Genomic DNA, 21,549 nt, shown 5'->3' with positions numbered 1-21,549 from the left:
TTTACCCCATTACCTTACGAAGAGACTGACCAGACAATTTGAGCCCCAACCACACCATCACCGACGACAGCAGCAGCAACAGAACCCCTAAAGCGGCCCCCTGTTCCCAATTAAAACGGGTAATAAACTGGGTAAAGATTTGTTCCGTGAACCAGGCGCTGTCTTTGCCTCCCATCAAAACAGGGGTTAAATAGCTGCCAAGCGTTAACATGAACACCACTATGCACCCGGAAACAATACCGGGCATGGCCCAGGGCACCACGACTTCCCGCAGCACCGTGGCGTGACCGCCGCCAAGGTCGTAGCCGGCTTCCACCAGATTCTCATCCATGCCATCCAGCGTGGTCACCAGAGGCACCACCATGAACAGCAAGCCGTTGTACACCAGACCGATAATGACCGCGACATCGTTGTAAAGCATTTCCACTGGGCCATCGGCCCAACCCAACGCCTGCAGCCAGGAGCTGAACAAGCCACTTTCACGCAGCAGAATCATCCAGCCGTAAGTACGTACTAACTCACTGGCCCAAAACGGAATCAGGCAAGCCAGAAACAGAATGCCTTTGCTGCGGCCTCGGGCCATTTTGGCGATGTACCAGGCTACGGGGAAAGCCACCAGCAGTGTTAAAAACGTGGTGAACAGCGACATTACCCCGGTGCGAACAAAGGTTCGCCAGTAATAAGATTCCGTGAAAAAATTCTGGTATTGCTCCAGCCCCCACGCCAGCGTATCCCAGCTCTCGCGAACCTGAAACGAGACCCTGAGCATCTGCATGTGCGGCACCAACACCAGCAACACAATCCACAGCAGGAAGGGTGTCAGCAACAGCCAGAGTGACAAACGACTCGCCGAAGACTTCATGACCGATCTGCTCTGAACACCCGAGCCAGCATAGGGTCCCAAGCCAGCTTGATCGCACTATCGGCGTTCAAGGCCGGCGCCGAACCGTCTTGAGGCAACCGAGCATAAATCGGGCTGCCACTGCTCTCCGCTTCAACCCGACTGTTCGCGCCGTCAAAAAGTGTCGCCTTCACTCTGGCTTGCATCACCGAATAGTGGTTATCCGGCCTAGAATCGTTGAACACCAGAGATTCAGGGCGGATGTACAATTCTGCACGTTCGCCGAGCTGAAGGTCACTTGCGGCCACGCGCCCGCGCACCAGCTCGCCGTTCTCCAGCCGAATCTGCGCCAAATTGTCGGCCAGCGAGATGACGTCTCCCGCCAGTCGATTGTTATCGCCAACAAAGCCCGCCACGAACGGGGTCGCTGGTTCCCGGTAGAGTTCTTCTGGTGGCGCCACCTGATCAAAGCGGCCGTCTTTCATCACTGCCACCTGATCCGACATCACCATGGCTTCCGACTGATCGTGGGTAATGTAAACGAAGGTTGTACCGAATTGCTTCTGAAGGTGCTTAAGCTCCACCTTCATTTGTTCCCGTAGTTTAAGATCAAGCGCACCGAGCGGTTCATCCAGCAACAACAGGGTAGGCTTCAGTACCAAACACCGGGCAAGAGCCACCCGTTGGCGCTGGCCACCGGACAATTCCATCGGATTACGGTGTTCAAGTCCGGGTAGTCCAACCTGCTCCAGCACCTCTGAGGTCAGTTTCCGGCGTTCGGCCGCGGGCACTTTCCGGCGTTTCAGGCCATAGCCGATGTTGTCGCCCACTGACATGGTGGGAAACAAAGCCAGATGCTGAAACACCATATTCACCGGCCGGCGATTGGGCGGTACATCGTTCATCCGCTCCCCACGGATATAGATATCACCCTCGTTCGGCTTATCGAAGCCTGCCAGCAGACGCAGCAGCGTCGTCTTGCCGCAACCGGAAGGGCCGAGAATGGAGAAGAACGTGCCTGCCGGCACGTCCAGTGAAATGTTATTGACGGCTTTGTGGGCGCCGAAGCGCCGCACCAGCCCGTTACAGGAAAGATCTGATTGTGTAGCCATACAGATCAGTTCGCCGCTTGAACACGATCCAGCACTTGCCCTTCAGTGGCTTCCAGCCCTGGTGGCACCGGTGGGTACCACTTGATGTTGGTGATGGCTTGCTCGCCAAAGCTGGCGCGGTAAGCATCACGAAGGTCCGCCTTCACAAATTCGTCCGCAGCTTTAGACGCGGTGAAATTACCGGAGGCGTTGGTAATCTTCGCGGCAATTTCCGGCTGCATCACGAAATTAATCCACTTATAGGCCGCTTCTTCATTTTCGCTGCGACGTGGGATAGCAAAGGTATCAATCCAACCCAAAGCACCGGACTCCGGAGCAACAAATTGTATCTCCGGATTCTCTGCATTCAGTTTCCAGCCACCGGCATCCCAAGCCATGGCTGCGGTCACTTCGCCGGTGCGCAGAAGCGACAACAATTGATCGCCACCGGTCCAGTAGGTTTTCACGTTGGCTTTACACTCGATCAGTTTGTCTTCGACCTTCGCCATGATCGACGCATATTCGTCACGATCGTTGTATGCCGCGAACGGGTCCATCCCCATCGCAAACGCGAAGCCCATCAGGGTGGGGCGCTTCAGCCGGTAACTCACTTTGCCAGCGACCGCCGGATCACACAGGTCGGTGTAATCCTTAACCGTATCCGCCACAGAGCTATGCACAATCAAACCACTGGTGCCCCACACGGCCGGAACACCGAAGGACTTACCATTTAAGGCAGTGGCTTCCTGAGTTGCCTTCACCATAGACGGCTGCAGTTGGTCGGTATTGATTCGGCTGTAATCGATGGGTTTGTAGACATTGAACTGACGCTGAACGCCCACGATCCGGTCTTGGCTCGGCTGAGCCAGATCAAAACCGGCACCGCCGGTGGCCCGAAGCTTGGAAATCATGTCTTCGTTGTTCGACAAGGTAATCTTCACATCGATACCGGTTTCGTCTTCAAACTGCGCCACTACCTCGTCCGGCGCGTAGCCACCCCATGTAATAAGCCGGAGCTCTTCAGCTAACAACGGGCTGGCAGCTGTTACGGCCAACAGAGAGGTACACAGCAGTGCCGCATTCCGTGTTTTATTCGCGTTCATGGTCGTTCCTTCCTCTGATTTTTGTAGCGAAGCACTTCGCTAACTTCTTGTTATCAGGAAGTTATAGACCATATATGACGGTTGTGTGAAAACGGCCCACGAAAAAGGGAGGCCGAGGCCTCCCTTTTTCAATTCAATGTGCGAAAACGCCTTAAAGACCAGACTTCAGCTTTTCCCAGTACTTCGCATAAACCTGCAACGCTTCGTCACCGATATCGGTCTGGAACTCGGCATTAATCATGTCTTCCGCGGTGGGGTAGCTGGCGCGATCACTGGCAATCGATTCATCCAGCAACTCACGAGCTGCGAGGTTTGGCGTGGCGTAACCGATGTCTTCACTGATCAGCGCGGAAATTTCAGGCTTCAGTACGAAGCTGATAAATTTGTGCGCGGCCTCCGGATTCTTCGCATTTTTCGGGATTACGAAGCTGTCTAGCCACGCAATGATGCCCTCGGCCGGGTAAACGTATTCCAGAGTCGGCAAAGCGTCACGACCCATTACGGCTTCGCCATTCCAGATCATGCCAATGTCGGTTTCGCCTTCCAGGAAGGGCATACGCGGGGCGTCAGAGTTAAAGGTGCGAACCGACGGCATCAGCTCGGTCAACTTCTCATACGCTTCTTCAATTTGCTCGGGATCGGTGCTGTTGCCAGAATGGCCCAACACACGCAAAGCAACGTGGAACACTTCACGCATGTCATTGGTCAGCACGATGCGCCCTTCGAAGCGCTCATCCCACAGGTCTGCCCAGGCGGTTACTTCGCCTTCCACATCTGAGGTATCTACACCAAGGCCGGTGGTGCCCCACAAGAAAGGCACGCTGTATGCGTTTTCCGGGTCGATGTCCAGGTTGACCAACTCGGGGGAGATATTATCAAAACCTTCGATTTTGCTGCGGTCGATCGGCATCAGAAGATCTTCCTGACGCATTTTGCTGACGTAATAGGTCGATGGCACAGCCAAATCATAGGCTGCGCCGTCGTCCAGAAGTTTCAACCGGGCATACATAGCCTCGTTGCTATCGTACGTCGTGTAAACCACCTGGATGCCGGTTTCCTCGGTGAAACGATCGAGGACTTCCTGCGGCATGTACTCCGACCAGTTATACAGGTTCAACACTTGGGTTTCTTCAGAACTGCTGCAGCCAGTCAGGCCAACCGCCAGCATCGTGGCCAGTGCCAGTTTCTTCATCGTTTACTCCTTAACAGGATCCATTGGGATAACATCAGCATCACCAGTGAAAACACCAGCAACAGGGTACCTAGAGCATTTACTTCCGGTTTCAGACCCACTCGCACCATAGAGTAGATGCGCAAAGGCAAAATTTCATAACTGGGGCCGCTAACAAAGGTGCTCACCACCACATCGTCCAGCGATAGAGTAAAACCGAGCAGCCACCCCGCCAGCAGTGCCGGCATGATCACCGGAATCAACACCGTGCGGGTCATGGTGAAGTCACTGGCACCCAAATCGCGGGCCGCCTCGGGCAAGCGCTCGTCGAAACCACTCAGGCGAGCCATCACCGTGATGACCACAAAGGGCAGACAGAAAGTAACGTGCGCGAGCAGCAAGGACACATAACCCAGTTGCAACCCCACCATCAGGAACAACCCCAGCAGCGAGATCGCCAGCACAATTTCCGGCGACATCATCACGATAAACAACATACCGTTCAGTACCTGCTTGCCGCGGAATCGGTACCGATGCAAGGCCAGTGCCGTAAGCGCACCTATCAGGGTAGACACCGTCGCAGCCGAAAGCGCCAGCCACAGGGAATTCCACATGGCCTGAACCATGGCGCGGTTGCTAAACAACGCCTCATACCAACGCAGGCTGAGCCCACCCCACTCATAGCCGGTGCGTGAATCGTTGAACGAAAACACCACCAGCACGGCAATGGGCACGTACAACAGCAGATAGACGAGAGTCAGGTAGGTCCGGGGCAGCCAGCGGCTCATACGCCGTCCTCCCCGATTCGGCGTTTACTTAACCTGTGGGCAAACATTAAAAATGCCATAGCTAAGGTCAACATGATGCTAGCCGCTGCACCAAAGGGCCAGTTTCGGGCATCCAGGAACTGGTTTTTAATCACGTTACCCACCAGCAAGTTGCGCGAACCACCCAACACGTCCGGCACGAAGAACAAGCCCATGGCCGGCAACAACACCAACATGACGCCGGCCAAAACGCCCGGCAGGGTCAATGGCACGATGACATGGACGAACGTTGACCATCGGCCCGCACCCAAGTCGTGAGAAGCCCGCAGGAAATCTTCGCGCAGATCCTCAAACACCGTGTATAACGGCAAAATCATGAACGGCAACAACAGGTACACCAAGCCAATGATGACGGCGCCCTCGGTGTACAACATCTGCATGGGCTCATCGATGATGCCCATCGCCATCAGACCGTTATTCAGCAATCCGTTGGTCGCCAAAATCAGCTTCAGGGCGTAGGTGCGCACCAAGGAGTTGGTCCAGAAAGGCACGATCAACAGGAAGATCAATAACACTCGATTCTTTCTGGCCACTTTCGACAAGGACCACGCAAACGGGTAGCCGATCAGCAAGCAAATTAACGTGGTCATAGCCGCCATATACAGGGAGTGCAGAAACACATCCAGATAGAGCGGGTTTAGCAGTTGGCGGTAGGCATCCAGATTAAGCGGGAAAGCAATAAAGTTGCTCGGGTCCCGGGTCATCACACTGGCACCAACCACCAACAGGTTGGGGGTAAACACCAAAAACAGCAACCAACCCCACACCAGAACCAACACGGCGGTTCTGAACGGTTGCTGCAATGCGTTACCCATCAATGGAGCCTTCCTCGGTGACAACCGTCGGCTCTTCCGGCAACAACCATTCCCAGCCGTCTACCCAGCTGACTCGGACCGGCTCGCCCAAACGATAGTCGAACGTCGGGTCATCCTCATCGAAGAATTCAGACGCCAGCACTTCGGTGCCGTCAGTTAAATGGATCACCGAATCCAGGGTGCTGCCTTTATAGTTCCGCTCCACCACCTTACCGGCTACGCCGTCGTCATCACCCGGCGCCAGCACCCGGATGTCTTCCGGCCGCAGCAATACGTGCAAGGATTGTCCTTCTACAACGGAAAAGTCTGGTTTACGGAACCTGCGTTTCAAACCGAAGACATCCACAATAATGGTGCCGTCTTCATTAAGGGAATCTACGCGGCCCGGGAAGAAGTTAGTTTCACCCACAAACCGGGCAGTAAAGAGGTTGGCAGGGCGTTCATAGACTTCACGCGGGGTGCCCAACTGCTGAATCAGGCCGTCTTTCAGCACCACAATGCGATCAGACATAGACAAGGCTTCTTCCTGATCGTGGGTGACGAACACGAAGGTAATGCCCAGCTCTCGCTGCAAACGCTTCAGCTCCACTTGCATGGTGCGGCGCAGTTTGTAATCCAACGCGGATAAGGGTTCGTCCAACAGCAACATTTTTGGGCGCTTGACCACCGCCCGGGCGATGGCGACCCGCTGCTGCTGACCACCGGAAAGCTGGTGCGGTTTGCGCTTGGCAAACTCCTCCAGCTGCACCATGGCCAACGCTTCTTCTACCCGTTGCTGAATTTCCGGCTTCGGGCGTTTCTCCATTTTCAGGCCGTAGGCAACATTGTCGAAAACCGACATATGCGGAAACAACGCATAATTCTGGAATACGGTATTCAGAGGACGAGCCTCAGGAGGCGTATGGGTCAGGTCCTGACTACCGAGGGTAATTGAACCATCATCCGGGTGTTCAAACCCCGCCATCATGCGCAGAAGCGTGGTTTTTCCACAGCCTGAAGGACCCAGCAACGTTATAAACTCACCATCAAGGATCTCAAGGTCCAGCGAATCCAATACCTTGCGGTCATCAAATTGCTTAGAGAGTTTACTCAAAGAAAGCAGTGTCTGTTTCATTGGCCGCCGCCTAAAAAGTTAGCAGCGTATTTTTCCAGAAACCCCGGCCAACAAAAAGGGGCGTCAGGGTATTCCACAACCCCGCGCCCCTTGGCCTTACAGGACGGTTTACTGGTCAGCTACGCTGTTCAAATACGCCTTGTCTGAAATGTTTGTCCAGGGACGAACCTGCTTCAGGTATTCGCGTTGAGACGTGATGATTTCATTTGCCAGCTCGTCTTCCGCTGCGAACTCGTTCAGCAAACGGTTCGTGGTCTCGCGAAGTGCTTCGATCACCTCCCGCGGGAATACTTTGTGGGTCACATTCGGATATTCTTCTTTCATGCTAGCCCAGGCAGCCCCACTTTCATGGGTGCTTTGAATGTACATGTCATAAGCTGCTGTGCGCATCGCCACTCGCAGGACTTCTTGGAGGTCCTCCGGCAGCTTGTTCCAGGTTTTCTTGTTTATCAGGAACTGAACTTCGGCACTCGGCTCCTGCCAGCCGGAATAATAATAATCAGCAATCTGGTGGAAGCCCATTCTCAGATCCAGCGCCGGACCCACCCATTCCACTGCGTCAATGGTACCGCGCTCCAGTGAGGTATACAGCTCTCCCGGAGGCAAGTTGGTAACCGCGACACCCAGCTCGGACATAACTTCACCAGCAAACCCGGGCGTCCGGATTTTCAGACCTTTCAGGTCGTCCAGTGAATTAATCTCTTTACGGAACCAGCCGCCCATCTGGTTGCTGGTATTACCACCCGGGAAGGACAACAAGCCGAACGGCTCGTACACCTTCTGCATCAGCTCCATACCCTCGTCATGGTAGAACCAAGCGTACATTTCCGGCGCAATCATGCCGAACGGTGTGGTGGTGAAATACATGGCGTTTGGAATGGTGCCCTTGTAGTAGTACGAGGCGGTGTGCCCCATATCGTACTGACCATTGCGCACCATATCGAAGATGCCAAACGGAGCTTTGTGTTTGTTGGAAGAATCAATTCGAAACTTTAATCGGCCATTGGACATCTTTTCAGCCATGGCGGCCATATTGCGGGACGTATCGCCAAGCAGTCCGGAGTTAGGGCCCCAAGTTTCCGCCAGGCGAATGGTGTAGGTTTTGTCGGCTGCCGCGAACGGGCTGGCGAGAACAGCAACCGCAGCGAGGGCTGCCATAAAGGTATTACGCATAAACATAGTAAAGGGTTCCGTTATTATCGCTTTGGATCACATGTAGTAACCTGTTATTAAACCACAATAAACGGACAGTCTCGCCCTTTCAGCTGCTATGGGCAAGACTGCTGCCGGCATTACACCTTAAACTGAGCGACCAACTCGCGCAGGCTCTCACCCAAGCGTGCCAATTCGTGACTGGCTTCGTTGGTCTGAGTCACACCGGTATCGCTTCGCTGCGCCGCATCAACAATGCGCACCACGTTCTGATTCACCTCTTCCGCGACCTGGCTTTGCTGCTCTGCCGCAGTGGCAATCTGGGTCACCTGATCATGAATCTGTGCGATCGAACCGACAATCGTGTTCAGAGCAGATGTGGCGTGGTTAATCCGCTCAACCGTTTCTTCGGAGCTTCGCCGCGAATGATTCATCCGATCAACCGAGGCTTTGGTTTCCGCTACAAAACCACCAATCATCTCGCCAATCTGATCCGCCGATTCCGCTGACCGGCGCGCCAACTGGCGCACTTCATCGGCGACTACCGAGAAACCACGGCCGTGCTCCCCCGCTCGAGCGGCTTCGATTGCTGCGTTCAATGCCAACAAGTTGGTCTGTTCTGTTACCGCGTGAATCACATCCAACACCTGCTGAATATCACCGGATTTATCAGCCAGCGCATTAATGCTGGCAGCGGTGCTTTCGATTTCACCCGACAATTGTGTGACCGCACCTTGGGCGCTGGCGATGGTCTCGCCCCCTTCACGGGCCATGCGATCTGCATCCGATGCAGCGCTTTCTACTTCGTTGGTGTTACCGGAAATTTGCTGAATGGTGGCGGCCATTTCATTAATCGCCGAGGCAATCTGATCGGTTTCAGAGCCTTGTTCCTGCACCGACTGACTGGTTTCATTCGCCACTCGACTGAGTTCCTCGGCGGCGGAGGCCACCTGGTCGGTGGTGATACCTACCTCGCGAATAGTCGTTTGCATCTTGATGACAAATTGATTGAACCGACGCCCTAACTCCGCCAATTCATCCGTACCATCTTCCGGCAGGCGATGGCGTAAATCGCCGTCGCCATTTGCGATTTCCTGCATCATGTCACTGACGTTCTTCAGCGGCACAGTCACCGTGCGACCAATCAACAACCCCACAATCAGCGCAACGATCACAACAACGATGGTTGCAACCAAGGTAAATAACATGGCCTCGGATATGGTGTCGTCAATATCTCGCTCGGCCGCAGCCAGCACCCGATTAATATCGGTAACATAGACACCTGCACCGATCATCCAGTCCCACCCCGGCACCAGCGTGGTGTACGACAGTTTTGCTTCAATAGCGCCGTTCGAAGCCGGGTTTGGCCACTCGTACTGGAAAAAGCCATCTTGGCTTGCCGCCTGAAACAGATCGCCTACCAGCCGGCGAACCTTAGGATTGGTGGTCGGGCCTTCTTTGTCAGGGCTTGGTGCATACGCCAGATTAAAGACATCCCGGGTGTACGCAAACACGTAATTGGACTCACCAAACGAGATGGTACGAATACGCTTTCGCGCCTCGTTTTTGGCTTCTTCAGGTGAGAGCGCGGGGTTATTTTTAGCCTCTTCAACGACATCGTTAACGGCTTCAATCAGATCCTCAAGCCCCTGCTTCTTTGCTGCAAACAACTCGGCTTCCAGCCGCTCCAGCTCGGCCTGGCCATTGGCGTTAATTTCCATAGCCGTGATCCAGGCGATAGCTCCCGCGGTGAGAAGTACCGGCACCAACACACCAATTAACAATCGAGTTCGTATTCGCAGGGCGCTTATCAGGGGCATATCGGAGACTCCGAGTTATTGTTGGTGTGGGCGATAGCCAATGGGCGGCTTTAGTTGTCATAGGTATCGACCATTATGGCCGCATCTTAAGCGCATTCTCACCAAATTTTCACCTCGGAGTGCAAACTCAGCCCATACGCACCAATTTCGCCTCTAGTAACAGGTTTGGTCCTAGCTTAGCCACCTTCACTGCCTCGGGATTCACACCGAGATCTTTCAGGGCGCTGTGAATGTCATCCATGGCCTCCTCTGCAGGCGCAGCAAGCAACAACTCTCGAACGGCACCCAGAACCATTTTCACGGGAACGGTCATGAAATATCCGGAGATCAGCAACATCATGACCGGGTCGGCATACACCGCCAACGCGGACCATTCGCTGCGCTCTATCAGCCATGCGATAGCAAAGCCGAGCATTACCGCAGCACTTAATACCGTATCCATCAGCCACTGCCCCTGCTCGGCCAGCACCAGGCCAGAGCCGTTGCGGTGACTGGTCCAACGCAAATAAACCCAAACCACCAAACAACCCACAACACTGACAGCGCCGAAAATCAGCGCCATGCTGGCCTCCACCGGGCGGCCACCCTGTAAAATAGACACCACCGCCGATGCAAACGAAAGCACACACACCAACCCAATAACCAGTCCCTTAACCGCAATAACCAGCGGCTCTACGGCACCCATACCGAACGGATAGTCTTCCGTTGCGGGGCTGCGGATAAAGCGTGCCGCATACAGCGACAAAAGGGATAACGCCAAGCTAACCAACGAATAGGCGCCATCGAAAAGAACAACCAGAGAATCGACCCAAAGGCCCCACACGATACCGGCAACCGCAAACAAACCGGCGCCGACCGCAGATAATTTCAGCGCCATATTTTCCCGCGCTAGAGAAGTAAACATTTTGACCTCCTGTGAATAAGCGGCCATATTATCGGGATATATTCGTCGGCGTGAGTCACTGAGCGACGGAAAATCCGTCGGAAAGAAGTCATCGTGAAAGCATCACAAATCAAAACATTTCTATCGGTGGTCGATCACGGCAGCATTGCCTCTGCGGCTCGGCACCTTAATCGCAGCCGCACCACCGTCAGCACCGTATTGGCAGCCCTGGAAGATGAGCTGGGAGTCGGACTGTTCGAACGCAGCGGCAACCAGTTACACCTGACAGCGATTGGCCAATCCATCGTGACCGATTGCCGGCGTTTCGACCAAGTAGCGGGCCAGATTCGGTCACGTTGCCAGCACCATTTAAGCGGTGCGGAGTCGGTGCTGCGCATCGCTCGAGACGATGCGATACCAGAAGTGATCTGGCGAGATCTTCTGAGACATCTGAAACTTAGATTCCCTCAAACCAGCTTGTCGGTGTACTTGGCACCGCCCCGGGAGCTCGCAAACCTGGTCCGAAACCAATCCGTCGACGTCGCCTACGGTTTGATGCCCGAAATGTTGAGCGAGGGCTATCAATGGTTCCGGGAACTGGCTGACGTGCGCATGCTCACCGTCGCCGCACCAGACCATCCGCTGTGCCAGCTGAAACGTGTCACTCAGGATCAGCTCGTAGCCCACACAGAGGTCACTATGGCCTACATGAAAGACGATCAGCTGGTGGCGGAGTCACCTGAAACCGCCAATTATCTCGCTTTCACACAATACGAACTGATTCGGGATGCGGTTATAGAGGGCGCTGGCTGGGCAGACTTGCCCTTACCACTGATTGCAGAGGCACTGAAAAAAGAACAACTGAAAACCATCAACCACCGAAGCGCGCGATGGTGGAAGGTTTTCAGTGCATTGGAAACGGAGCAAGCCCAAGGGGGTGCCGTGGTCGGCTGGCTGGCAAACGAGCTGGAAGCCTATCTGGAAACCATGGCCTAAGGCTGCTCATCCGCCGGGGCGGCAAGATCGCATTTTTTACAATCCAACTCGAACCCCAACATAGATTCCCGGCCTTTGGGGCTGATGACCCACGGCCTATTCACCCAAGGCGGATCATGGCGTACATGCTGGTTATGCCCGCACGCCAGTTGGGCAACCCAATGATCTTCATCATCTTTGTGGTAACCCGCAATCTGCTGTTTCATGCCCGAGCCCTGCCATTCCATGCCGACCAGGAGTATATCGCCAAAGCCACCCAAATCATCACGAAACTGATCAACTTCTCGGTACCCAACGGCTCTTGGAACACATAAATCGCAATTAAAAACTGCAGGGTAGGGTTGATGTACATAAGAAACCCGACGGTAGACAGCCGCAACCGACGGGCCGCACCGGCAAAGGCCAACAGCGGAATCGCCGTAACAATTCCGCTGGACATCAGCAGCAAGGCACTGCGGGAGCTATCCGTCAGATGTGACAACTCCTGGGCCGACAGCCACGCCAACGCCAGCAGGCCGAGCGGTAATAACAAGAGCGTTTCAACAAACAGCCCAGACAGGCCATCCAAATCCACCTTTTTGCGCATCAGCCCATAGGTGCCAAAGCTGAAGGCCAACGCAAGGGTTATCCACGGCAAAACGCCCAACAGAACGATTTGATAAACGATGGCCACGGCAGCCAAGGCAACCGCGGCCACCTGCAACCGGGATATCCGTTCGCCCAGTATTAGCAGCCCCATGGCCACATTAACTAAAGGTGTCAGGAAGTAACCTAAGCTGGCCTGCATCACTTGCCGGGTTTCCACCGCGTAGATGTAAATACCCCAGTTCAGAGCAATGAAAATGGCGCACCCCAATACAAAACCCAACCGTTTTGGGCGTTTCAAAGCGGTTTTAACCGGGGACCAGCGTTTCAGCAGTGATATAACCATCGCAAGAAACACACAGGACCACACCACCCGGTGAATCAGCACCTCCCAGGCGGGAATCCCCTCAAAGAGCGCAAAATAAAGCGGAAAACTGCCCCACATGGTGTAAGCCGCCAACCCAAACGCCACACCTTTGCTGGTTTCCGAAACTGCCTTGTTCATGAATCACTCACTTGCGCAGACAACACACTTTGTATTTTCGGCCGCTGCCACAAGGGCAGACATCGTTTCGACCCGGTTTGTGATCGCCCTCACTCGTTGCGCCGCTCACGTAGTACCAGCGCCCGTCTTGTTTTATGAAATCAGACTGTTCTTCGAGGTAGCCCCAACCTGAGCCGGCCCGATAAAGCGCCCGGAAATGCACCGTTCCACGATCTGCGTTTTCACTGTTATCCATAATGTTCAGTGACGTCCACGCCGGCGAGCCTTCCAGCGCCAACTCCGGAGGGCGAGTAGATGAGTGCCAGGTCGCCAGCAAGTATTCGGCGTTGTGCTTGACGAAAGCAGCATATCGGGAACGCATCAACGCTTCCGGCGTGGGCGCAGGCTGGCCAAGGTGCCAAGGCTGACAACAACGTGAGTAATCTGCACCACTGCCGCACGGGCAAATCTCAGACGAACTTGCTGCCTCCATAAAGCAATCACTCCAGTAAATATCAGGCATCGCCTGCGCGGCTATTGTCTAATTAGTGACGAAGTACTTGTTTGCGTTTAGTACGCCATGCAAGCACGGTTGCGTGAATTGATCTTATTGCCCGAATGGGCGGAGAGAAATTCGTACTGCTACTACCCGAAACGTTCAGCGACAAAGCCCGCCAAGGCGCTGTATCAATCCAAAGAGCAGGGTCGCGAGCGAATCCCGCTGTATACCGACTGACCCTGCCCCCTGGCACAACCCGATTATCGGCGTTTGGTGACAGCCATGGTCAAACGGGAAACACAGGTCAGCTTACCCTGCTCATTTTCCAAGCGAATTTCCCAAACCTGAGTTGCACTGCCGATATGCTGGGCCTTCGCCGTACCATATACCCAACCACCACTCACTGGGCGGATATGGTTCGCGTTGATATCCAGCCCTACAGCAACAGTACCCTTATCCCTCAGAACACAGTTGGCGGCCATACTGCCCAGTGTTTCCGCTAGCACCACCGAAGCTCCACCATGCAAAACGCCAAACGGCTGAATGGTGCGCTCATCCACCGGCATGCGGCCTTTCACATAATCGTCACCGATTTCGAGGTATTCAATACCCATATGACCGACCGCCGTATTCTTGCTGGCCGCAGTCATCTGTTCAATACTGGGGGTTACTGTCCAAATTGCCATTGTGAAACGTCTCCGGGTTGAACTTTAAACGCATACGTTTGTCATGGGGTGAGTCTATACAGGTAGCATGCTTAGAACCACGCCTTTATAAACGCTTTTACCATTTACTACCAGATCAAGAAAGAGAAGGATCGAAAATGAAAAAAACACGCCTAATCGCCACCGCTGCTCTGGCACTGACGATTGCCCTACCTGCAGCCGCCCAAATGAGCATTGAAGACCAAATCACGGCTCGTAAAAGCGCTTACCAGTTCATGTCATGGAACATGGGGAAAATTAAAGCACAAGCCGTCGATGGCGACGTTGCCTACAACGATCAGCAGATGAAAGCAGCCGCGAACGCCATTGCCGCTGTTGCTAATTCCGGCATGGGCGCACTGTACAGCCCAGGGTCATCCCTGGACAAAGCAGACGACACCCGCTTAAAGCCCGATTTTTTTGAACAACCGGAAAAAGCCCGCGAAGTGGGCATGAACTTTGGCCGTGAAGCCAACAAGCTTCAAGCCGTTGCCGCCGAGGGTGACAAAGCCGCGCTGGCACGCCAGTTTGCCGCCGTGGGCAAGACTTGCAAAGCCTGCCACGACAACTTCCGCGCTAAGTAACGCGGATTACCATCCCAAACTCTGGGGTGGCGGCTCGGGAGCCGGCGGCGGTGACACAAATCGACCGCTGGCACCCAAAACAACCCCTCCGGCCAGCACCAAACACACCAGAAAAGCCACAATCCCCCCACCCTTTGCATCCGATGCGACACCAGCAGTCACCTGTTTTTTACCCGTGATCATTGGCTGCAGAAGATTGTCTTTCTTTACTTTTGAATACCACAGCACCGCCAGAACGTGCAGAGCGACCAAACCGTAGAGGTACCATTCGGTCTGTCGATGCCAGCTGCTCAGGGTATCGCTCCAGTCTGACGACACCAACGAATATAACGGCCCTTGAAAAGATATCTCATCATTAGCAAACAAGCCGGTTACGGCCTGAAACCCGAACAAGCCCAGCAACGCCAACACCGAGAGTGCTCCCAGCGGATTATGACCCACCCCTTGCCACTGCCCCCTGAGATACCGAAAAACCGCTGAGGGCCCGCGCACAAACGAAGCGAAGCGCGCGTAAGTCGAGCCGGCAAAGCCCCACAATATTCGAAAACTCAATAAACCGACTGCAAACAGGCCAAACCGGCCATGCCATTCGGGCATGCCTAATTTCATTGTAATCACCGCACCCACGATCGCCAGCAACAACAGCCAGTGAAACAATCGCGTGGGCAAATCCCATAACCGAATGGTTTTCATACCAGTTCCTTTTCTTTTCGATTCGCTAAGGGACCAAATCGGTCGCTGTTAGTTCCGCAAGCATCCCCACCTGTCGCGCCTCGAGCCCCAGTGTGCCTTGTCTACCCAGCCTTAATTCTATAATCTCATTGGATCGTAAAAGCAAAGTCAGGGGCGGACTGTCGAACGACCGCCCCACCGCATAAAAGAGAGCTTATTCTGCACACGATGTATCGATATATTTTGTTTCTCACATCGCTGCTGTTATCGATACACACACTGGCGGCCAGCTCACCAAGCTCCGGTTCGCCCCGGAATGTCGGCTTTTATTACGGTCACGAAGCCCCTATCGGCAACCTTTATGCTTATGATTGGCTGGTGCTCCAACCCAGCCAGACCACCAACGCCCGTCTCAACTTACTCCACAAAGGCAACACTCGTCCGATTGCCTACTTAAGTGCCGGTGAAATGGCGCATTCGGACCAGGCTGCACAAAGCCTGAAAAAAGACTGGGTGCTCGGGGAAAACACGGCGTGGAAGAGCTATGTGCTCGACATCCGAAAAGAAGATGTGCGCAATTTCATGCTCGAGCAATTGGTGGCTCCGGCCATGGCACGCGGTTTTAAAGGTGTTTTTCTCGATACACTGGACAGCCATCTTCTGACCGATGAAGGCCGGGAGAACCCTGAAGCTTTCGCAGAAGCGCAAGGGCTGTTGATCGCCGCGATGCGCGAACGCTTCCCGGATAGCCGGATCATCATCAATCGCGGCTTCCATTTGCCCGAATCGGCCCATAACAACGTTGATGCCCTTGCTTTCGAGTCTTGGCGCAATGGTTTCGAGGCGGGTGGGCGCCGATACTACAAGGTATCTGATCAAGACCGCGAATGGCTAACGAGCCAACTCAGCCACTGGCGTGAAGCACACCCTGAGCTACCGATCATTGCCATCGACTATGCCCATGCAAAGACCAACGCGTTCGAATTATCGGAACAGCTCCGGCAGGACGGCTTTATTCCGTATGTCTCTGACCACAACCTGAACCGCCTTGGCCCAACCAACCCCGTGGTTAAAAAACGCCACGTTCTGGTTTATCACGACTTGCCAGAAGGCCAATCCGACCGCAGCGCAGCCCATCGACGGCTGGGTATTGTTCTGGAGCGGCTGGGGCTGGTGCCGGTTTACCGCTCCCTCGAACAGCCTTTGCCGAAAGAGCCGGTAACCGATCGATACGCTGGCATCGTCACCTGGTGGGAAACTGACGCAAGAAAATCCCGCTTTTGCCGCTGGGCCGGCAAAGCACAATCGGCCGATTTCCCGGTGGTATTGTTCGGCCTCCGCCCCACTGCAATCCAGTGCAACAAGTTGATGCAAAGCCGTCGTACCGCTGCCCCTCAGGGAGAGCTAAAAGTGTCCGAAGGCCACCCATCCATGGGCAACTTCGAGAGCACTCGTATTCCCTCAGCCGCTTTTGCCCCATTACCCCAACCCGGCGCTGCGAATTCATGGCTAACAGTCACCGACGCGTCCGGCGCACACTACAGCCCGGTTTATACCCACGAAAAAGGTGCCGTCGCCACCGCTGGCTTTATCTTTGAAAAAGGACCGGATGATCAAGCCTATTGGCTGTTTGATCCATTCGCCTTCCTCAAGGAGGCGCTAAAACTGTCCGCGTTCCCCGCTATCGATAGCACTACGGAAAGTGGCCGGCGCATACTCACCGCGCACATTGACGGTGACGGTTTGGTTTCACGTGCCGAACTGCCCGGCCGGCCACTCGGCTCTGAGGCCATCCAGAAAAAAATCCTGCAGGTCTACAATATTCCTCATACTTTGTCAGTGATTGAGGCCGAAACCTCGCCAAAAGGCCTTTATCCTGATGTCAGCGCCGAAGCCGAAGCCAGTGCCCGATCCATGTTCGCAATGGACAAGGTAGAAGTGGCGTCACACTCCTATAGTCACCCCTTTTTCTGGGCCCGGCTTGAGGGCGATACCAGTACCGCGCCCAATCTGGACGAAACTCTTTACGGCTATTCCATGGCTGTGCCTCAATATACGCCCAACGTAAACCGTGAAATCAACGATTCCGTCGCCTACATCAACCGGCGACTGGCACCGAAAAATAAACCTGCATCGGTGTTTCTCTGGACCGGCGATGCCCGCCCCGGGGCAGAAGCCCTAAGAGCCGTGCGCGAATTGGGCCTGGTGAACGTGAACGGAGGCAACACCCACCCGCTGCCTTTCGATTCCGAATTGGCCGGTGTTTGGCCGGATGCACGGCCAATAGGGGATGAATTACAGGTTTATGCACCGGTGATGAATGAAAACGTGTATACCAACCTATGGACTGGCCCGTTTTTCGGCTTTCGAAACGTGATCGAAAGCTTCAAGATTCTGGAATCCCACAACCGCCTGAAGCCCTTGGGGATCTACTATCATTTTTACTCCGGCACCAAGCCCGAGGCGATTCAAGCCTTAAAAGAAATCTACGATTACGCCCTGTCACAGCCGGTAACGCCTCTGTATTTGAGTGACTATGCCAAGCGCGTGCAAGGGCAGTACTATTCCGTTCTGTTGCAGCCAGACGAGAATAGCTACCGCTGGCGTGGCACTCGGCCACCTTCCACCGTTCGGATCAGCCAAAATCAGTATCCCGACCTGGCACTGAGCCGAGGCGTGGCGGGCTATCATGATGTGGGTAAGGTGCGTTTCGTGCATCTCGCCGGAAACGACCCGATGCTAGTTTTAGCATCTGAACCGTCACCAGGTCCCATGCTGGATTCCGCCAACGCACAGCTCGTTAGCTGGCAGCGCAGCCGAAAAAACGGACGCTGGCATATTCAAATGGAATTACACGGCTACCAGACCCTGGATTTTGCGTTGTCGGGCACCTCGCAATGCCGCGTCACAGGAACCAAGCTGAGCCAAAATACCGTCAACGACTTGCTGCACTTCCGTTCGAACACGCAGCAAGCAGGCCGCTTCGAAATGGAGTGCCGTTGATCCATGCGCCAACGTAAACCTGCTTTTTTCAGCATACCTGCATTGCTGGCTTTGGCTGCGCTGATTACGGTGACGTTGTACCTACTGTTTCCGAGGCAGGCAATTTACGAAGACCCCGGATACCTCGAATCACCCGACAGTATTTCTCTCGCCTATCTAGAAACCCTGCTCAAATCTGACCCGGACAACCAGGTGTTGCGGTTGACACTGGGCCGAATGCAACAAAAAGTTGGTGAACACACGAACGCAATCGGCACACTCTCCCCCCTAATCAAGCAAGCCGATGTACCTATCGAGGCTATGTCCGCTTTCACCGAGCTACTTCGAGGGAAATTTTTTCGCGCTCAAACGACGCTAGGACAAGTACTGGTTCGCAACCAACTTGCCACCACGATAAAGCAAGCCCTGTTACAGCCCTATGCCATTGGCGACAAAGAAACGCTCATGGCAGACAACTTGCCACTACTGACGATCAACGATCAACTGATCGTTCGACAGCAGTTCTTTGAACTGGCAACCGGGACCAAACGGCTGAGGGCAGGCCAATCGCTCGCAAAACTTCAGGAGGCAACAGGTAACCCAAGGGACGCTGCCTACACACTGGATTCTGTTTATAAGCTCGTGCCACCCAAGGAAACAGAGGCCTTTGTAGCAAACCTGATACGACTTGATTTGGCGACTAGCAATCCACAGCGCGCCTTACAACGGTTCCTCGCGCTGCACCGGGAAAACAAACTGAATACACAACAATTACGCCAGGGCATCCGCTTGGCCAACTTTGCCGGACAGCCCGACATCGGCAGTCGCTGGTTAGCGCAGCTGGCGAAAGCCGAACCGTCAGACATAGAGATTCAACGTCAGTTGCTGGCGCACCAGCTCGGGCAAAACAACCTGGGTAACGCACTAGAAACGGCACAGCGCATGGAAAGCATTAGCCAGAGCCTCAGCCGAACCGATCAGAAACAACTGGCCCAGCTCTATGAATGGAGCAATCAACCGAAAAAAGCCTTGGCGTATTGGCGCACGCTGTTTTTAGAACAATCCCCGGCTGACAACTCTACGCAAGCTTACGACCGAGCCACCAATCTGGCTGAAGGCTTATTTCAGTGGCCGACGCTGGTTGAATTGCATCAGATTCAGGCCAAGCGTCGGCAGCTGTCCGAAGAGGGTTACATACAACTGACCGATGCACTGGTCAGCGTTGGCGACTGGCAAGCTGCGAACCGGTACCTGCTGGAAGGCACCCAACAATATCCCGCCAGCTCCACTCTCCGGCAACGTGAACTTGCCCTGTTAACAAACAATCGCCAGTTTTTTGAGGCGATTGATCTGTTGGAAACGGCGCCGAACCTGACCGATGAAGAACAAGTTCAACTAGCCAACCTGCATTGGCGCACTCGAAATCCGGAAGCCGCTTTAGCCGCGTTGGATTTCACGCCTACAGAGCCAGCATTAGCACAGGAAGTCGAAATCATGCGACTGGATCTGGCCCGCATTCTGAATCGAACCGATGTTCTCGAGCAGTACTACCATCGAATCATCACTCAGCCTGCAGGAACGTTGACGGTCGATACAAGAGATCAACTGATTGGCTATTCCTGGCAATTCGGCACTCCTGAAGAAACACTTCGTCTGAGTGAGGAGCAATATCAGGAAACCGGAGAAACCCGCTATCTGGCCATCACCGCCGAGCTGCAAGCCTCGCTTGGCCGCTTCAAGGAGTTGTCCAAATCGCTTAAAACCTGGAACGAACGCTTAGGCCAAACAAAACGCGACCCGCTGTTCTGGCGACTCAGTGCACGCATGCACCAACACCAGAACAAGACCGCAGCAGCTCAACAAGCGTATGTTCAGGCCTATCGCCTAGCACCTGAGAACACCGGAATACTGGCCAGTTGGGGCTGGTTCCTGATCGGTCAACCTGAGCTTTTACCCGGGCGCTTACCTCGCATCTTAGCCATGCTGGAGGACTCACCCGCAGCCAATGATTACGCCCTTCAAGTTTATGGCCACTTCGCATTGGGGGAGCCCGGGAAAGCGAACGCCTGGTTAAGCGCCGCACGCCAACAACTATCCGATGAACCAAACCAACTGCTGGCTCTGGCCGATTACTCAGAAACCTACGAAACCGGTAAACATGCGGAAGCCGACGCGCTGCGGCAACAGGCCATTCTGCACGCCAGCGAACGCGAAACGCTGCCCCCGGATGTGACCGACCGTCTTTATGCAAAGCTCCGGGACCCGGAACAATCACCTCGCGAACCGCTTTACCAATCCGACAATCGGGCCTTGCAAGCAGGTATCGAGCTACGGGACCTCGGTGGTTTCTCTCTGAACACTGCTGGCGTATCCGGCCAATTCAGTCACGACCGATACCGCTGGCTATTTTCGGCGGAACACAGCAGCGCCAACGATCAGGGCCAGCTCAAACAAACGCCGAAACCGGGCACGGGCGGAACACTGCAATGGCAGAACAACTTTGTGGATCACTTGTTCACCGCTGAAATCGGCACCTACACCTTCGCGGGCGGAGAGCAAGCAGCCGGCCAGATCAAGCTAGACAGCCAACCCACTGACAGCGTGACACTTTCCGCCAGCGCCGCCTTTAACGAGCGCGTCAGCGACAGCGCCGAGGCCTGGTGGCTTACCTCAGGCAACCGACTGTCGCTTGCCACTAGCTACACCCCGTGGTCCAGACTGACGGTCAGCGGAAACCTTGATTACCGTACCATCGATGAAGCCTTCGGTGGTCAGATAGGCACCGGGTACAATGCTAATCTGCAAGCCACCCATCGTCTGTTCGAAAGTGATCCCGCTTGGCGTCTGTCACTGAACTATCAACACCAGTCTTTAGACGTTGGTGACGATTTGTCATCTAAAACCGTGTCTCTACTGGAAACGCCACTCGCTCCTGGCGACTTGCTGAGCGAGGATTATGAGCGCATTGGTTTTACATCCGAATGGTCCCACGGTGAACCTCATGCTCTGTATCGAACCCGGCCTTCGCCTCGTTACTTTTTAGCGTTGGACACCGGTTATGTGCTTTCCAACGCAAGCTTTGATTTTGGTGCCCGTGTCGGCCTGGGCTGGCGCGTATTGGGCGATGACGAATTAGCTCTGTCCGCTGGCTACAGCTCCGACAGTCTGGGCGGTCAACCCCGTGCAAACGCAAAATTTACGTATACCCTTTATTTAGGTCATTAAC

19 protein-coding genes are annotated in these 21,549 nt (G+C 54.5%); 4 read left to right on the top strand and 15 right to left on the bottom strand.

From position 1 onward, the window contains the following. Position 1 precedes the first annotated feature (1 nt). From K5L82_RS15480 to K5L82_RS15435, 10 genes are all read right to left on the bottom strand, one after another. A complete protein-coding gene (locus tag K5L82_RS15480; protein WP_223134760.1) occupies positions 2-862 on the bottom strand; it encodes an ABC transporter permease in 861 nt (286 codons plus the stop codon). Next, positions 859-1,953, bottom strand: coding sequence for an ABC transporter ATP-binding protein (locus tag K5L82_RS15475; protein WP_223134759.1), 1,095 nt, complete (start codon positions 1,951-1,953; stop codon positions 859-861). The genes K5L82_RS15480 and K5L82_RS15475 overlap by 4 nt, the downstream gene beginning before the upstream one ends. 5 nt (positions 1,954-1,958) lie before the next feature. Next, entirely contained in the window at positions 1,959-3,035 is a 1,077-nt protein-coding gene (locus K5L82_RS15470; protein WP_223134758.1) for an extracellular solute-binding protein, read from the bottom strand. A gap of 151 nt (positions 3,036-3,186) precedes the next feature. Then, positions 3,187-4,227: an extracellular solute-binding protein gene (locus K5L82_RS15465; RefSeq protein ID WP_133006756.1), complete on the bottom strand. Its 1,041-nt coding sequence runs from the start codon at positions 4,225-4,227 to the stop codon at positions 3,187-3,189. Beyond that, entirely contained in the window at positions 4,224-4,994 is a 771-nt protein-coding gene (gene potC / locus K5L82_RS15460; RefSeq protein WP_133006757.1) for a spermidine/putrescine ABC transporter permease PotC, read from the bottom strand. Before potC ends, K5L82_RS15465 begins: the two co-directional genes overlap by 4 nt. Then, positions 4,991-5,848, bottom strand: coding sequence for a spermidine/putrescine ABC transporter permease PotB (gene potB, locus K5L82_RS15455; protein ID WP_207924302.1), 858 nt, complete (start codon positions 5,846-5,848; stop codon positions 4,991-4,993). Before potB ends, potC begins: the two co-directional genes overlap by 4 nt. Next, positions 5,841-6,962: a spermidine/putrescine ABC transporter ATP-binding protein PotA gene (gene potA / locus K5L82_RS15450; protein WP_133006759.1), complete on the bottom strand. Its 1,122-nt coding sequence runs from the start codon at positions 6,960-6,962 to the stop codon at positions 5,841-5,843. The genes potB and potA overlap by 8 nt, the downstream gene beginning before the upstream one ends. 108 nt (positions 6,963-7,070) lie before the next feature. After that, positions 7,071-8,141 (bottom strand): TRAP transporter substrate-binding protein, encoded by a 1,071-nt coding sequence (locus tag K5L82_RS15445; protein WP_223134757.1) that lies wholly within the window; start codon positions 8,139-8,141, stop codon positions 7,071-7,073. 113 nt (positions 8,142-8,254) lie between these two features. Next, on the bottom strand, positions 8,255-9,934 hold the full coding sequence (locus K5L82_RS15440) for a methyl-accepting chemotaxis protein (RefSeq protein WP_223134756.1): 1,680 nt from the start codon (positions 9,932-9,934) through the stop codon (positions 8,255-8,257). A gap of 127 nt (positions 9,935-10,061) precedes the next feature. Continuing rightward, the gene (locus K5L82_RS15435) at positions 10,062-10,838 is read right to left on the bottom strand and encodes a cation diffusion facilitator family transporter (RefSeq protein ID WP_223134755.1); all 777 of its coding nucleotides are present in this window, start codon (positions 10,836-10,838) and stop codon (positions 10,062-10,064) included. A 93-nt stretch (positions 10,839-10,931) separates the two neighbouring features. Here K5L82_RS15435 and K5L82_RS15430 point away from each other — a divergent pair, with 93 nt between their 5' ends. Further along, positions 10,932-11,813, top strand: a complete 882-nt coding sequence (locus tag K5L82_RS15430; RefSeq protein ID WP_223134754.1) for a LysR family transcriptional regulator — start codon at positions 10,932-10,934, stop codon at positions 11,811-11,813. On the opposite strand, the gene K5L82_RS15425 is transcribed toward K5L82_RS15430, so the two are convergent. From K5L82_RS15425 to K5L82_RS15410, 4 genes are all read right to left on the bottom strand, one after another. After that, the gene (locus K5L82_RS15425; RefSeq protein WP_133006763.1) at positions 11,810-12,019 is read right to left on the bottom strand and encodes a DUF3565 domain-containing protein; all 210 of its coding nucleotides are present in this window, start codon (positions 12,017-12,019) and stop codon (positions 11,810-11,812) included. The two genes, K5L82_RS15430 and K5L82_RS15425, sit on opposite strands and share 4 nt — an antisense overlap. Continuing rightward, on the bottom strand, positions 12,016-12,903 hold the full coding sequence (gene rarD / locus K5L82_RS15420) for an EamA family transporter RarD (protein WP_223134753.1): 888 nt from the start codon (positions 12,901-12,903) through the stop codon (positions 12,016-12,018). The genes K5L82_RS15425 and rarD overlap by 4 nt, the downstream gene beginning before the upstream one ends. 7 nt (positions 12,904-12,910) lie before the next feature. Next, a complete protein-coding gene (locus K5L82_RS15415) occupies positions 12,911-13,375 on the bottom strand; it encodes a YchJ family protein (protein ID WP_223134752.1) in 465 nt (154 codons plus the stop codon). Positions 13,376-13,641: 266 nt separating this feature from the next. Beyond that, positions 13,642-14,067 (bottom strand): hotdog fold thioesterase, encoded by a 426-nt coding sequence (locus K5L82_RS15410; protein ID WP_133006766.1) that lies wholly within the window; start codon positions 14,065-14,067, stop codon positions 13,642-13,644. A gap of 137 nt (positions 14,068-14,204) precedes the next feature. Here K5L82_RS15410 and K5L82_RS15405 point away from each other — a divergent pair, with 137 nt between their 5' ends. After that, positions 14,205-14,669 carry a c-type cytochrome gene (locus K5L82_RS15405; protein ID WP_223134751.1) on the top strand — a complete coding sequence of 155 codons (465 nt, stop codon included), beginning with the start codon at positions 14,205-14,207 and terminating at the stop codon, positions 14,667-14,669. A gap of 6 nt (positions 14,670-14,675) precedes the next feature. Here K5L82_RS15405 and K5L82_RS15400 read toward each other — a convergent pair whose 3' ends face one another. Beyond that, positions 14,676-15,362, bottom strand: coding sequence for a cytochrome b/b6 domain-containing protein (locus K5L82_RS15400; protein WP_223134750.1), 687 nt, complete (start codon positions 15,360-15,362; stop codon positions 14,676-14,678). 222 nt (positions 15,363-15,584) lie between these two features. Between K5L82_RS15400 and K5L82_RS15395 the strand changes: the two genes are divergently transcribed. Together K5L82_RS15395 and K5L82_RS15390 are read left to right on the top strand one after the other, a co-directional pair. Beyond that, on the top strand, positions 15,585-18,344 hold the full coding sequence (locus K5L82_RS15395; RefSeq protein ID WP_223134749.1) for an endo alpha-1,4 polygalactosaminidase: 2,760 nt from the start codon (positions 15,585-15,587) through the stop codon (positions 18,342-18,344). A gap of 3 nt (positions 18,345-18,347) precedes the next feature. Further along, the gene (locus K5L82_RS15390; protein ID WP_223134748.1) at positions 18,348-21,548 is read left to right on the top strand and encodes a tetratricopeptide repeat protein; all 3,201 of its coding nucleotides are present in this window, start codon (positions 18,348-18,350) and stop codon (positions 21,546-21,548) included. Position 21,549 lies beyond the last annotated feature (1 nt).

Source organism: Marinobacter sp. AL4B (assembly GCF_019916045.1).
Taxonomy (GTDB): domain Bacteria; phylum Pseudomonadota; class Gammaproteobacteria; order Pseudomonadales; family Oleiphilaceae; genus Marinobacter.
The sequence above is the reverse complement of the archived record's forward strand: the minus strand, read 5'-3'. Positions and strand labels throughout refer to the sequence as shown.